At 35.6% G+C, this 13,448-nt stretch carries 14 protein-coding genes; 9 read left to right on the forward strand and 5 right to left on the reverse strand.

Features of this window, described 5'->3' with window-relative positions; translation table 11 throughout:
• Nucleotides 1–34: 34 nt before the first annotated feature.
• A complete protein-coding gene (gene dapF, locus I5M32_RS15575) occupies nucleotides 35–829 on the reverse strand; it encodes a diaminopimelate epimerase (RefSeq protein WP_200588005.1) in 795 nt (264 codons plus the stop codon).
• A gap of 132 nt (nucleotides 830–961) precedes the next feature.
• On the opposite strand from dapF, the gene I5M32_RS15580 reads away from it, so the two are divergent.
• The 5 genes from I5M32_RS15580 to I5M32_RS15600 all read left to right on the forward strand — a co-directional run bounded on the left by I5M32_RS15580 (nucleotide 962) and on the right by I5M32_RS15600 (nucleotide 5,101).
• Complete coding sequence (locus I5M32_RS15580) at nucleotides 962–1,522, forward strand: RNA polymerase sigma factor (protein ID WP_200587988.1); 561 nt, start codon at nucleotides 962–964, stop codon at nucleotides 1,520–1,522.
• A complete protein-coding gene (locus I5M32_RS15585) occupies nucleotides 1,519–2,070 on the forward strand; it encodes a hypothetical protein (RefSeq protein ID WP_200587990.1) in 552 nt (183 codons plus the stop codon). Before I5M32_RS15580 ends, I5M32_RS15585 begins: the two co-directional genes overlap by 4 nt.
• Nucleotides 2,054–3,436: a DUF4097 family beta strand repeat-containing protein gene (locus I5M32_RS15590; RefSeq protein ID WP_200587992.1), complete on the forward strand. Its 1,383-nt coding sequence runs from the start codon at nucleotides 2,054–2,056 to the stop codon at nucleotides 3,434–3,436. Before I5M32_RS15585 ends, I5M32_RS15590 begins: the two co-directional genes overlap by 17 nt.
• 221 nt (nucleotides 3,437–3,657) lie before the next feature.
• Nucleotides 3,658–4,437 (forward strand): TerC family protein, encoded by a 780-nt coding sequence (locus I5M32_RS15595; RefSeq protein WP_200587995.1) that lies wholly within the window; start codon nucleotides 3,658–3,660, stop codon nucleotides 4,435–4,437.
• A gap of 202 nt (nucleotides 4,438–4,639) precedes the next feature.
• A complete protein-coding gene (locus I5M32_RS15600; protein ID WP_200587996.1) occupies nucleotides 4,640–5,101 on the forward strand; it encodes a DUF4112 domain-containing protein in 462 nt (153 codons plus the stop codon).
• Nucleotide 5,102: 1 nt separating this feature from the next.
• On the opposite strand, the gene I5M32_RS15605 is transcribed toward I5M32_RS15600, so the two are convergent.
• The 4 genes from I5M32_RS15605 to I5M32_RS15620 all read right to left on the reverse strand — a co-directional run bounded on the left by I5M32_RS15605 (nucleotide 5,103) and on the right by I5M32_RS15620 (nucleotide 7,833).
• Nucleotides 5,103–5,582 (reverse strand): hypothetical protein, encoded by a 480-nt coding sequence (locus tag I5M32_RS15605; RefSeq protein WP_200587997.1) that lies wholly within the window; start codon nucleotides 5,580–5,582, stop codon nucleotides 5,103–5,105.
• Nucleotides 5,582–6,223 carry a uracil phosphoribosyltransferase gene (gene upp / locus I5M32_RS15610; RefSeq protein WP_200587998.1) on the reverse strand — a complete coding sequence of 214 codons (642 nt, stop codon included), beginning with the start codon at nucleotides 6,221–6,223 and terminating at the stop codon, nucleotides 5,582–5,584. The genes I5M32_RS15605 and upp overlap by 1 nt, the downstream gene beginning before the upstream one ends.
• 101 nt (nucleotides 6,224–6,324) lie before the next feature.
• Nucleotides 6,325–7,023, reverse strand: a complete 699-nt coding sequence (locus tag I5M32_RS15615) for a DUF421 domain-containing protein (protein WP_317193144.1) — start codon at nucleotides 7,021–7,023, stop codon at nucleotides 6,325–6,327.
• 105 nt (nucleotides 7,024–7,128) lie between these two features.
• Nucleotides 7,129–7,833, reverse strand: a complete 705-nt coding sequence (locus I5M32_RS15620) for a peptidase associated/transthyretin-like domain-containing protein (protein WP_200587999.1) — start codon at nucleotides 7,831–7,833, stop codon at nucleotides 7,129–7,131.
• A 431-nt stretch (nucleotides 7,834–8,264) separates the two neighbouring features.
• Here I5M32_RS15620 and I5M32_RS15625 point away from each other — a divergent pair, with 431 nt between their 5' ends.
• From I5M32_RS15625 to nadD, 4 genes are all read left to right on the forward strand, one after another.
• Nucleotides 8,265–9,140 (forward strand): YicC/YloC family endoribonuclease, encoded by an 876-nt coding sequence (locus I5M32_RS15625; protein WP_234461987.1) that lies wholly within the window; start codon nucleotides 8,265–8,267, stop codon nucleotides 9,138–9,140.
• Nucleotides 9,141–9,211: 71 nt separating this feature from the next.
• Complete coding sequence (gmk, locus tag I5M32_RS15630; RefSeq protein WP_200588000.1) at nucleotides 9,212–9,781, forward strand: guanylate kinase; 570 nt, start codon at nucleotides 9,212–9,214, stop codon at nucleotides 9,779–9,781.
• A 43-nt stretch (nucleotides 9,782–9,824) separates the two neighbouring features.
• The gene (locus I5M32_RS15635; RefSeq protein WP_200588001.1) at nucleotides 9,825–12,266 is read left to right on the forward strand and encodes a mechanosensitive ion channel family protein; all 2,442 of its coding nucleotides are present in this window, start codon (nucleotides 9,825–9,827) and stop codon (nucleotides 12,264–12,266) included.
• 10 nt (nucleotides 12,267–12,276) lie between these two features.
• A complete protein-coding gene (gene nadD / locus I5M32_RS15640) occupies nucleotides 12,277–12,849 on the forward strand; it encodes a nicotinate (nicotinamide) nucleotide adenylyltransferase (protein ID WP_200588003.1) in 573 nt (190 codons plus the stop codon).
• Nucleotides 12,850–13,448 lie beyond the last annotated feature (599 nt).

Here is a 13,448-nt window from a genome sequence, read left to right on the forward strand (position 1 = left end):
CTGCTAAAATCGGCCAAATATGAGGGAGAAATTTTCACTTAAAACCAACCTCAATTTCTCCTTCAAAAACCAGTTTAGCTGGGCCTTCTAAATAAATATCGGTAAAAACATCGCCATCATAGTGGTATTTAATGTTTAAATCGCCACCTAAAACCCTAATGGCCGTTTGGTTATTGCCTTTTAAGTTTTTAGAAATGGCATTTGCCAAAGCAACGGCGGTTACCCCTGTTCCGCAAGCGTAAGTCTCGTTTTCTACACCCCGTTCATAAGTGCGTACAAAAAGATAATCTTTTTTATCTTCCACAAAGTTAACGTTGATGCCTTCTTTCTTGTAATCTGAGCTATTGCGAATTGCTTTACCTTCTGCAAAAACGTCTTTTTCGGCAACATCAACATCAAATTTCACATAATGTGGCGATCCTGTATTCAGCACAAAAGCTTCTCCGTCTTTATCTATGTTTTTCACATCTATCATTTCTAAGCTTACCCAATCTGTATCGGTAGAAATTTCTGCAGAATGCGGCCCATCGACAGCCAAAAAAGTGGTTTTGTTTTTAATTACGCCTAATTGTTTTGCAAAAGCAACAATACATCTTCCGCCGTTTCCGCACATGCTACTTGGTTGTCCGTCTGCATTATAATAAACCATTTTAAAATCATAACCTTCTGCCAGCTCTAAAAACATGATACCATCGCCGCCAATCCCAAACCTACGGTCGCACAATTTTGCAATGAAGCTTGGGTTTTGATGTTTTATTTTATGATCACGGTTATCAACCATGATAAAATCATTACCTGCACCTTGGTATTTAAAAAAATGGAGTTTCATCATCATCGATTTTTGGTAAAAATCGTTAAAAAAAATATAAGGGTGTAGTTAAAGTATTAATTCTGAAATTTTTTTACAATTTGATGCAACGTTTTAAAAAGGAAACTGTCTTTTGATATAGAAGCTAAAAATTTGGAGGCCACTTATATTGATAAACATTTCGACTTAGTTGTTGAATGTAAAAAAGGAGAAAGAAAAGCACATCACGATCTGTACAGGCTATATTCAAAAGCAATGTACAATGTGGCTTTGCGTATCCTTAACCAAACCGATGAGGCCGAAGATGCTTTGCAAGATGCTTTTATGGAAGCGTTTACCAAGATTAAAGATTTTAGGCAAGAAACAACTTTTGGTTTATGGCTAAAACAGATCGTTGTTCATAAATCCATAAACATCTTGAGAAAAAGAAGGGCGGTTTTTGAAGATTTGGAGGGCTTGGATGTAGAAGTTGTTACGGATTATAATTGGGAAGACGAAGAAGAGATCGGTTATAAGATAGCGGAAGTCAAAAACTCGATAACGCTTTTGCCCGAAGGTTACAGGCTGGTTTTGAGTTTGTATTTGTTAGAAGGGTATGACCATGAGGAAATATCGCAGATATTAAAAATCAGTGAAGGAACATCACGAACACAGTTTTTAAGGGCAAAAAGAAAACTATTGGATATTTTAAAAATTAAAGGAATAGAAAGATGAGCGGGAAAATAGAAAACTTTATAAAGAACAATAAAAAAGCTTTCGATGATCAAGAACCATCTGCAGGCTTGTGGGATAAAATAGATGCACAATTAGACGCTCATTGTAAAGAGCAGAACAAAAAAATTAAACGTCTTAAGGTTTACAATTTTAGTAAGATCGCTGCGATTTTTATAGTGGTTTTGGCTTTCGGATTTTTATGGGGCAAATATCAATGGGCCGAGGCCGTAAAGCTAGAAAACATCAACCCAGCTTATGCAGCCAAAGAAGTGCAGTTTTCTTCTTTAATCGATCATAAAAGAGCGGCATTAAAAGATTTAAAAAAGATAGATCCGCAGCTTTATCAAACTTTTAAGAGCGAGCAGTTGAAATTAGAAAAAGAGTATAAGTCTCTTCAAAAAGAGCTATCAACCAGCCCCAATCAAGATAGAATTGTGAAAGCAATGATCCGGAACTTGCAATCACAAATAGACCTATTAAACCAACAATTAAATATCACAAAAGAAGTGAAACAATTTAAAGCAAGCCAAAATGAAACAGCTATATAAAATATTTTATCTATTGCCATTGATCGGTTTATCTATCTTTAGCAACAGTTTTGCACAAGAAATACCCACACCAAATGCTCCCAAGCAATTAAAAGAATTACCTGCGCCCCCTATGCCACCAGTAATTATCACTTTTGATAGATCAAAATGGGATAAATGGGGAGAAGATGTTGCACAAAAGTTTGATGATAAAAAATGGGAAGCTTGGGGAGAAAAATTGGGAAAATCTTTTGAAGGTTTTGGTGATAATTTTAAAGATATGGATCTGGCTTGCGCCGATTTGGATAAAAAATTATCCGTGTTAAACCAAAGATTAAAAGCGATAAAAATCCCTGCCTTGCCGGAGTTGCCCGCCTTACCAGAAATACCCGCAACGCCAAAAGTTGTTATTTTACCAAATTGCAATTGGAAATTAGGCGCACCCTCCCAAGATGCCGTTGAAAAAATTAAAAAACTAACAAAAAGTTACCCCGTTAATAATGATGATGTTTTAGCGATCGGCAACAGCTACGGAAAAATAACGGTAAACACTTGGAACAAAAGCGAAATTAAGGTAGATGTAGAAATTAAAGCCTATGCCAGTAATGATGAGGAAGCACAAAAATTATTGGATGGTGTAACAGTTAGCAACAATAAAACCGGCAATCAAATAATTTTTAAAACAACCATTGAGCAAAAAAACAATAAAAGCAATTGGCTAACCATGAGTTTTTGGAATGCCGGAGGAGGGGATAAACAAAAAGTTGATGTTTATTATACCGTGTATATGCCTGCTAAAAACAGCGTTAATTTCAAAACAAACTACACCAATATTTTATTGCCAAATTTAAGTGGTAATGTAGGCATAAGTATGAATTATGGAGATTTAAACGCCGGGAGACTAACCGGTATGGTTAATAAAATAAGTTCTAACTATGCTAAAATAAACGTTGATGCTTTAAGCAATACAGAAATGTTTTCTAATTATGGAGATATAAGGATTGATCTGGCAGATGGTATAAATGCAAGTTTAAATTATTGCAATATAGATTTGGGAAACCTATCTGGCATTGCAGTTTTAAAAATGAATTATGCCGGAGGGTTTAAAATAGGTTCTTTTGATAAAAACTTTAAATCTTTGAATATCAATTCTAATTACTCTAACATCAACCTAGATTTTAACAATAATTCTTCTTTTAATTTTGATGTTGCCACAACCTACGCTAATTTTAAGTACAATAATGATAATGTTACCATAACCAGCAAATCGCCAGCTGATGAAAGCAAAAAATATTCTCCAAGCAAAAATTACAAAGGCTATTATGGCAAATCTCCTTCAGGTAACATAGTGATAAAAAGTAATTATGGAGGCGTAAAATTTAACTAAACCATTCTCTTATACCTAAAAAGAAAAGACGGGCTAATTGTGCGTCTTTTTTTGTTTTATATAGAGATTCCAAAATTAATACACATCTTACCCTTCTAACGTTCTTTAATCCAAATGTTTAGCTTTTAGCTTTGGGCCCACCCGAGGCTTTTGGCCAGGCATTTTGCTTTTAGCCTTTACTTAATATAATACCTTTTGCTATTTTTGGGTAAAATACACCTATGGAATGGATCAGTAACCCAGAAATCTGGATATCTTTATTAACATTAACCGTACTTGAAATAGTTTTGGGCATAGATAACATCGTTTTTATATCTATACTATCTGGCAAACTGCCCAAAGAGCAACAAGCCAAGGGCCGCACCGTTGGTTTGGGCCTGGCAATGGTTACCCGGGTATTATTATTGCTTTCCTTAAGTTGGGTAATGGGTTTAACCGCTCCGTTGTTTAATATGGCAGATTGGATCGGCCTTACCTCCCAACCCCTTTTAGAAAAAACGGCCATCAGCGGAAGAGACCTGATACTGATCATTGGTGGTTTGTTTCTGATCTATAAAAGCACCCATGAAATACATGAGAAACTAGAGGGACAAGAAGAAAACGCAACAGTGAAAAAAGTACATTCTTTTACGGGCGTAATTATCCAGATATTGATATTGGACATCGTTTTTTCTTTAGATTCTGTAATAACCGCGGTTGGTATGGCCAATGAGATTTGGGTAATGATAGCCGCCGTTATAATCGCCGTTATTGTGATGATGTTTTCCTCAACCGCCATCTCTACCTTCGTAAACGATCATCCCACGGTTAAAATGTTGGCATTATCATTCCTTTTATTGATCGGCGTTTCGCTATTGGCAGAAGGGTTTGAACAGCATATCCCCAAAGGGTACATCTATTTTGCCATGGCCTTTTCTGTGCTGGTAGAAGTTTTAAATTTAAAGATGAAGGGCAAAAGTAAGCCCCTAGAACTACGTAAAACCCCACATCCAGAAAAATAAGGCCTTTGGGCAAAGCCAGAAAATAATTTTTTGAAAAGCAAGTTCTGTGCTTATTACAACATCCTGTCCCGCTTTCTGCTAAATGCTTTTTCCCAGTCTTAAGCCCGATGCCAAAAAGCATACCGCTGCCAATCGGGTTTAGGTATTTAGGGCAGTGCAATCAACCAAAAATTAAAAGGAACAGTCTTTGCATAAAAGGATTATGCCAAATATTAAGCCCGATGATAGATTAAAAACCATAGAAACAGTCGCAAAACTGTTAGATAGCCAATTTAAGATCGGGAATTTTAGGTTTGGTTTAGACCCCATTTTAAACCTTATCCCCTTTGTTGGCGATGGCGCAACGGCATTGGTATCGCTTCTTTTGGTTTACACCATGAATAAGCATGGCGCAAGCAATAAATTGATCATAAAAATGGTGGGCAATGTGGCCATAGATTTTGCCATAGGTGCGATCCCTTTGTTGGGTTGGGTATTCGATTTTTGTTTTAAGGCAAACGATAAGAACGTCAAACTTTTAAAAGAACATTATCTAGAAGGTAAACATACCGGCAGCGCTAAGGGGATCATCATCTTCAGTTTAATTGTATTTTTATTGATGATTGCCGCCTTAATTTGGGCAGCATGGGCTTTAAGTGCTTATCTGATCCATTCATTTTCTTAAACTAGCCGGTATTTTTAAAGCTGTCTTTTAATTTTTGGATAAGATCGTTTTTTGTTTCTTCATGTATTTTTGTTGCGCTTCTGTTATTAGAATAATTACCATGGTTTGCAATGATCACTTGGTTGTAGATGCTTACCGTTTCCCCGTCTAGCGTTGTGGTTATCAGTTTATTTTCAAAACCATCAAATTGTACCCAAGTACTTTCTATGCTCCATTCGCCGGCCTTTGATAAATGGCGGGTTTCTATTCTCTTAATTCCCAAACTTTCATCACGGTAATTCTCGGCATCATTTAAAGCACCAATTTTATAACCGCAAACGGTAGAGATAATTAAACCTGCACCAATTAGGTACGGAAAAGCTACGCTTCTTTCAGATTTTGGCGTTTGCTTAAACATGGCCAATCCAATTAAGAAACCAAATAGCAAACCCAACAATAATCCGGTAGTGCTAGCAGAGTTTTGTTTAGGGGGTTTTATCATTAAACTTTCTCTCCAAAAGCTAAATCGCCAGCATCGCCCAAGCCGGGCACAATGTAAGATTTTGAGGTCATTTCTTCATCTACAGAGCCAAACCATAAATTAGCCTTAGGCAAATTGGCTTTTACATGTGCTATGCCCTCTGTACTTGCAATTACAGAAACAATATGCAGGTTTTTGATTTTATAATTTGATAGTAGCTCTTTACAGCATAAAACAAGGCTTTGCCCCGTTGCCAACATAGGATCAGAAACAATTACGGTTTTACCATCTAAGTTTGGGGTAGAAACATATTCCATTTGGATAAAGAAATCGCTGCCCTTTTTTATTTTGCGGTAAGCGGCTATAAAACAAGAATCGGCTTTATCAAAAAAGTTTAATAAACCTTGGTGCAAAGGTAGGCCCGCCCTCATAATAGTTGCTAAAACGGGCATTTCAACCATTAAATTATCTTTAGAAATGCCTAATGGAGTTTGCGTTTCAATGGGCTCGAAATTTAATTTTTTACTAATCTCATAAGCAAAAATTTCGCCCAAGCGCTCTAGGTTTTTTCTAAAACGCATACTATCTTTTTGCGTTTCTGCATTCCGCAATTCTGCCAAAAAATTATTGGCAAGGCTGTTGGTTTTATCTAGTAAAAACATTTTTGAAGATATGATTTTCTCTTGCAAAAAATGAACTATTGTTTAAGAGTTTATATGAGCCTATTTAAATCATCAGATAAATTTTAAACAGATGCTAAATATCAAGAAATCTTTTTATCGTTAATTGCCACAACCCAATCTTGCTTGCCGCACCTGGGGCAGATACATTTTGTAGTTTCGGTTTCTGGTTTTTCAATCTTTCCGCAAAACCGGCAAGCATAATTTTTATTAGCGTATAGTTTTACTTGCCTCTCATAAAATAAATGTGGGAGTGTTGGCAAACCATACTTTACCTTATCGTTTGGAAGGTAAAAAATACTTATTTCGCCTGTTGTTTCTAAAATTGCCAGATCAACCTGCCCAATATGGCTAATGTTCCTTAACCTTAGTTCCGCAAAAAACTCGTCTAAGGCCATAGATTCTTTAGAAAACTCATCTATGGAAAATTCGCCGTCTTTTATCAAATAAATAGGTTTTCCTTCTAGCCAACGCTCTGCTTTTTTAGATTTTGAGACCAAATAGGTGGTTGCCCTATAAAGCCCTAAGATAATTATGAAAACGCAAATTGCGGGTATAAGGCCAACATCCTCATAAAACAATGGATCGCCAGCGGCAGAGCCAAAGGTTAAGATAATAACCAGCTCAAAAATAGAAAGCTGCTTAATTCCTCGCCTGCCTGATAACTTTAAAATACTTAGCAGCACAATGTAAATTACCACGCACCTAAACAGCACTTCTAAAAGGAAGCTGTATGGCAAATTGCTCATAAACAAGCGGCCGGGCTCAAATATTTCTTTCACAATTGGTTAAATGAAATTTTTATTTTCATTACAACAATCAGCCCAATTTTTATAGCTTACAGCTAAGGTTGGTTTTGGTTAAAGAAAATTAATAATTGTAAGTGGCTACAACCTAGATTTCTTGGTCTTTAAATAATCTTGATAAGATTTTTTGATGTAATCCATATCATCATAACGGTTTCTATAAGTTACATCTTCTGGTTTGGGCCTATATAGGTACATGAATTCTACAATTTCTTCTTCTTTAATTTTTACGCTTTCTTTGATCAATGGTACGTTAAAATGTGCATCTACCCGGGTTTGTGCGTTTTCCCTACTTATGTAGCCGCCAAACCTACGGGCATCGGCAGCATCTTTACCTAATAATTCATGCAGTGCGCTAAGGGGCGTAAAAATATAGGCCAAAAGCGGCGGTTTGCCTCCGTAATAAACGCCTTTGCTTTTATAGCCGTCTAAAATTTCTTTTTGCTCTGCTTTTCTGGTCTGTTGCTTAATTACCACTTCATTTAACACGATGGAGGGCTTTAAATAGATAACCAGATTTTGCTTTTGTAAAATGATTTTTTCTTTTTCTTGATAGCTGTCTTTAGTAAAAAGCAGGGTGTCTCCAATAGAAACGTTGATAGAGAAGTTTCCCCAATCATCACTGAAAGTAGTTTCTCCTTTGCTTTTGTTGGATATGCTAACTTTACTGATTCTTTTGTTATTAGCAACTTCAAACACCAAACCTTTGATTAAAAATGTTTCTTGGGCATAGCTTGCGAAGCCTAAAAGCAATAAAAACACAATCAATACGGTTTGCTTTTTCATAATTTATTCTAAGATGCCCAAATTTTATTTAAACCTTGCTTTTTTAATGATATTTAACATTTAGCATTGTTTGCCTAATTATTTTGTTTTGAAAAATGTTTGTAAAGTTTACATTTAGGTAAGATGCTGGACCCGCTATTTTGAAGTTAGTACTAGCACATTATTAAAACATTTCTCCCACAGATTTATGCAGATATTGATGTGTTCTGTAATTCCGTTCGCCAATAGGTAAATATTGATTATGGAGGGGTTATAATTTTTTTCAAACTTGCAAGGTGCGCTAAGGATAGAAGTGGATACCTGCCTTGTGGCTAAGGCCTGTGCAGTATGAACGGATAGCCTGTTAAAGCGCCCAAATTAAAGATCGATCAACGCTATCTGGCATTTATCTGTTGGTGGTTTTTATTTGCCTATTAATTTTATCTTTGCAAATGATTAAATCCATGACTGGTTATGGCACCGGCATTAAAAACTTGGCCAACGGGAAATATACCGTAGAAATCAAATCTTTAAACAGCAAATTTTTAGAACTGAATTTAAAATTGCCCAAAGCTTTTTCTGATAAAGAATTTTTTTTGAGGAACGAGTGCAGCAAACTGTTGGAAAGGGGCAAAGTGATGTTGAGCATTAACGCAGAAACAACTGATAGCAACCTTAAAGCGGCAACAATCAATAAAGATTTATTAAAGCATTATTTTTCTGAGCTGCAAATGGTGGCCAAAGAACTGGGGCAAAGAGAAGATGAGTTGCTTTCTGCGGCCATCAATTTGCCCGAGGTTATCAAATACGATGAATCTTCTGTTTCTGAGGAAGAATGGAAATTGGTATTGGAGGCTTTTTACGCATCAATTGATAGTTTCCAAAAATTTAGGGCCGATGAAGGTGCGGTTTTAGAAAAAGACCTAACAGAACGCATACAGACCATTCTTAATTTAATGGAAATGGTTGTGAAAGAAGAGCCAAACCGTGTGCCGGCGATCAGAGAGAAACTGAACAATATGCTTTCTGATGCTGTTGGCAAAGAGAAAGTTGATCAAAACAGGTTAGAGCAGGAGCTGATTTATTACATTGATAAACTGGATATTACAGAAGAAAAAGTAAGGCTAAAAAGCCATTGCGATTATTTTATAGAAACCTTAAAAAACAAAGATGCCAATGGCAAAAAGCTGGGTTTTATATCGCAAGAGATTGGTAGGGAAATAAATACCATGGGCTCTAAAGCTAATGATGCAAACATACAGCGTTATGTTGTTGGCATGAAAGAAGAATTAGAAAAAATAAAGGAGCAATTATTAAACGTTCTGTAAATTAAGCTTAAGGCAGAAGGCTTAAAGCTAAACGCTTTTGGCTTTTGGCTTTAAGCTTTAAGCTTAAAAAAATGCAAGGTAAACTCATTATATTTTCGGCACCCTCTGGAGCCGGCAAAACCACCATAGTACATCATTTGTTAAAGACTTTTCCTGATAAGATCGCGTTCTCCATATCGGCCACAACTAGGCCTTCCCGTGGGGATGAAAGAGATAACGAAGATTATTATTTTATCAGCAAAGAAGAGTTTTTGCATAAAGTGGCAAAGCATGAATTTGTAGAGTTTGAAGAAGTATATTCGGGTACGTTTTATGGTACATTAAAAAGCGAAATACAAAGAATTTGGGATGAAGGTAAAACCGTGATCTTTGATTTGGATGTAGAAGGAGGGTTGAGGTTAAAGAAGAAATATGGTAACAATGCTTTAGCCATATTTGTGCAGCCACCATCTTTAGAGGTTTTGGTTGAGAGGCTTACCGGCAGGGGGACAGAAAGCGAACAAAAAGTCTCTGAAAGAATAAGCAAAGCCGCCAAAGAGCTAACCTACGCCCCAAAATTTGATGTTATTTTAAAAAACGACGAACTTTCTTTAGCTTGTAAACAAGCAGAAGATTTGTTGTTAAACTTTATAGCAAGCTAAATAACAGCAAAATTTGATTATTTTGCCTTCTATAATCTATAAAATGGGCAAACGGATTTTATTTTTCCTTTCTTTTTTAGTTTTGGCGATAGCCCAAAGCTTATATGCCCAAAGTCTGTCGCAGACTTTACAGAACATCATCAAAAAAGATTCTTCTAAAGCAAAAGGAAGCACCCAAGCAATTGCTGCAGACACTACTTTTAACGGCTTAATTAAAAGGGTAGATTATTATGCCGAAAAGTTTAATGGGATAGGTACCGAGTTAAGTGCCGGTTTTGACACCTTGGATATTAGTGAAAACCTGCCCCAAATAGAAAAGCGTGTTGGTGATGCAAATTCTTATAATCTGGCAACTTTTAGGTCTTTATCTACCCTTCAAGATTATTTTGCGACTTCACAAAAGCAACTGGATAAATGGGCTAACAGGCTTACGGTTTATAACAATTCTCTGGTAGAGATGCAGGAGGTTTTGTGTGGGTTAACTTCTGATTCTGTTTTTAAAAAGTTGCCGGCAGACTCTGCCCTCAGAAACCGTTTTTATAACCGTTTGAATGAATTGGGCGGTAAATGGCATAGGTTAGATTCTATTAGTAACAAAGCGATCTTAAAAATCGGGATTTTACAAAACAGGGTCTCTGCCATACAAGTAAAGATTGTTGATTTTAACGACCAGATAAACAATGATTTAAAAAAACTTAAGCAAAGGGCGTTTACCAAAGAATATGATTACCTGTGGGATGTAAGCACCACGGGTTTCTGGAACGATTTAAAGACGGGTATTAACAAAACTTCCATCATCAATTATAAAATACTCAGTTACTATTTTACTTATAGCTATAAGGTACATTTGATCAATATCGCTTTATTTTTGTTGCTTTATTTTTGGCTTAAAAGAAATAGGGATACCATCAAAAAAGACGGCGAGTCTGCCGATAACATCTTCAATAACACTTTGCTTACCACAAAAAAACCAATTATTGCCGCTTTGGCGGTAACCTGTACCATTGGCCCTTTTTTCTATTACAGGCCCCCAATTATCATCAACCAAATATATTTGGTTGTTTTAATGTTTAGTGTAGGAATTTTGATGTGGGGAATTTATGAGAAATGGCTCATAAAAAATTGGTTTATAGCAGTATTATTTGTGGTTTTATACAGCTTCGGCAATTTATATTTCCAGGTTTTCGAGTCAGAAAGGTTAATGTTTTTTCTCCTTACCGTTATGATCTTTATTTGGGCGGTAGATTTTTTTAGGAAACGGAAAAGCGCTATCCCAGAGAAATATCAAAACACCATCAGCAATGTTATTTATATCTTTTTTGCCTTATTGGGTATTTCTATTTTAGGAAATTTATTTGGTAGATATAGCATGGCTAAAGCTGCCGCAACTACGGCATTATTTACTTTGGTAGAAGGTATCAGCCTGATCTTATTTGTTAAAATTATAACGGAGGGCATTTATTTACAGATGGAAGTCGGCAAGATCCATATCAATACCATTTCATCTTATTTAGATTTCAAGAATCTGAAAGATCGTATCGGCAAGTTTTTAAAGGTTTTGGCCATTATTTTATTGGTGGTTTTCTTTACGCAAAATTTAAACGTATTTGATGCGATTTATGATAGCACAAAAAGCTATCTAACCCTAAGTCGTAAAATTGGGGATACCACTTTTACTTTTGCTGGTTTTATCCTATTTATCCTCATTATTTATTTATCTACCGTAATCGCAAAGATCATCAGTTATTTTTTTGAGTTTGCAGATGAACACGCCCTTAAAACTTCACGAAGAGCAAAATATAGTTCTTCTATTCTTTTGGTAAGGCTTTTTATCTGGATCATTGGTTTTTTGATTGCCATCGCAGCATCAGGGGTGCCAATGGATCGGATAACCATTATAATAGGCGCTTTGGGCGTAGGTATTGGCTTTGGATTGCAAAACATTGTAAATAACGTGGTATCTGGCTTGGTAATGGTTTTTGAAAAACCAATACAAGTTGGCGATCTGATCGAGGTAGGCAATAAAACAGGTACGGTTAGATCTATGGGTATTAGGGCCAGTAAAATATTAACCCTAGAAGGATCCGAGGTTATTATCCCTAACGGCGATCTATTATCGCAAAACCTGATTAATTGGACCTTGAGCAACACACATAAAAGAATTTCATTAGATGTTGGCGTAAGCTATGGTTCTGATATAGAAAAAGTAAAAAGTATTTTTAAAGCTATAGTAGAGGAAAACGAAGATGTTATGAAAACCCCTGAACCTTTGATTATTTTGGATGGTTTTGGCGATAGTGCTGTTAATTTTAGGGTGTTATGTTGGGTGGCAGATATTGATAATTGGCTAACCATTAAAAGTATTCTGATGAGCAAGGTTTTTGAGGAGTTTTTAAAGAATGATATTTCTATTCCGTTCCCACAAAGAGACGTAAACCTTTATATGAAAAACGATTTTGGGTTTATCCCAAAAAAGGGAGATTAAACTTTTAACAATGAAAATCGGTTTATTTTTCGGGTCTTACAACCCTATACATACGGGGCATCTAATCATCGCCAATTACATGGCCAACCATAGCGGTTTGGATAAAGTTTGGTTAGTGGTTTCGCCTCACAACCCTTTAAAAGAGAAAAAAGATTTGATCCAGGTTTATGATCGGTTAGAGATGGCTAAACTAGCTATTGAAGGCACAAAAAATATCAGCGTAAGCGATGTGGAATTAAAGCTGGCCCAACCTTCTTATACCATTGATACATTAACTTTATTGAGAGAGATTTATCCAGAACATCAATTTGTGTTGATCATGGGTTCTGATAACCTGAAATCTTTAAAAAAATGGAAAAATTATGAAATCATTTTAAGGGATTACCAAATATTTGTATATCCAAGGCCGGGTTACACCAACACAGAATTTAAAAAACATCCCTCAATTACCATCACAAAAACACCATTAATGGAGCTTTCGTCCACGTTCATCAGAGAATCAATAAAGGAGCAAAAAGATATTAAATTCTTTTTGCCAGATGAAGTGATAGATTTTATAGAAAGAAAAAGTTTGTATAGTTGAAATCTATGGAATAGTCTTTCTTTCCTTTTGTAATTCCCATCGGGATTAAATATTATCAACCTTTTTAATATGGCTTTGATATACGACCCCGATGGGGTCGCAATGTTAACCTCTTGTTATCGTCTATAAATATTGGAATCCTACGGATTCCGCAGATAGATATTATGTTGCCTTAGGATATTTTTTGGGGATTAAATATTTAAAGACAGCAAATAATAATTGCATGGTTCCAAGATAATCCCATCGGGATTAAATATTTAAAGACAGCAAATAGGAATTGCATGATTTCAAGATAATCCCATCGGGATTAAATATTTAAAGACAGCAAATAAAAATAATAATTGCATGATTTCAATATAATCCCATCGGGATTAAATGTTTAAAGACAGCAAATAAAAATAATAATTGCATGATTCCAAGATAATCCCATCGGGATTAAATATTTAAAGACAGCAAATAATAATTGCATGATTTCAATATAATCCCATCGGGATTAAATGTTTAAAGACAGCAAATAAAAATAATAATTGCATGATTCCAAGATAATCCCATCGGGATTAAATATTTAAAGACAGCAAATAATAATTGCATGATTTCAA

Source organism: Pedobacter segetis, assembly GCF_016623585.1.
GTDB lineage: Bacteria > Bacteroidota > Bacteroidia > Sphingobacteriales > Sphingobacteriaceae > Pseudopedobacter > Pseudopedobacter segetis.

What these genes read in the sequence shown, in the direction of transcription:
- upp (WP_200587998.1), bottom strand. Translation starts at nt 6,223, where the DNA reads ATGTTTTTACTAGATAAAACCAACAGCCTTGCCAATAATTTTTTGGCA.
- I5M32_RS15595 (WP_200587995.1), top strand. Translation starts at nt 3,658, where the DNA reads ATGGAATGGATCAGTAACCCAGAAATCTGGATATCTTTATTAACATTA.
- I5M32_RS15585 (WP_200587990.1), top strand. Translation starts at nt 1,519, where the DNA reads ATGAGCGGGAAAATAGAAAACTTTATAAAGAACAATAAAAAAGCTTTC.
- I5M32_RS15600 (WP_200587996.1), top strand. Translation starts at nt 4,640, where the DNA reads ATGCCAAATATTAAGCCCGATGATAGATTAAAAACCATAGAAACAGTC.
- I5M32_RS15605 (WP_200587997.1), bottom strand. Translation starts at nt 5,582, where the DNA reads ATGATAAAACCCCCTAAACAAAACTCTGCTAGCACTACCGGATTATTG.
- I5M32_RS15625 (WP_234461987.1), top strand. Translation starts at nt 8,265, where the DNA reads ATGATTAAATCCATGACTGGTTATGGCACCGGCATTAAAAACTTGGCC.
- I5M32_RS15620 (WP_200587999.1), bottom strand. Translation starts at nt 7,833, where the DNA reads ATGAAAAAGCAAACCGTATTGATTGTGTTTTTATTGCTTTTAGGCTTC.
- I5M32_RS15590 (WP_200587992.1), top strand. Translation starts at nt 2,054, where the DNA reads ATGAAACAGCTATATAAAATATTTTATCTATTGCCATTGATCGGTTTA.
- gmk (WP_200588000.1), top strand. Translation starts at nt 9,212, where the DNA reads ATGCAAGGTAAACTCATTATATTTTCGGCACCCTCTGGAGCCGGCAAA.
- dapF (WP_200588005.1), bottom strand. Translation starts at nt 829, where the DNA reads ATGAAACTCCATTTTTTTAAATACCAAGGTGCAGGTAATGATTTTATC.
- nadD (WP_200588003.1), top strand. Translation starts at nt 12,277, where the DNA reads ATGAAAATCGGTTTATTTTTCGGGTCTTACAACCCTATACATACGGGG.
- I5M32_RS15635 (WP_200588001.1), top strand. Translation starts at nt 9,825, where the DNA reads ATGGGCAAACGGATTTTATTTTTCCTTTCTTTTTTAGTTTTGGCGATA.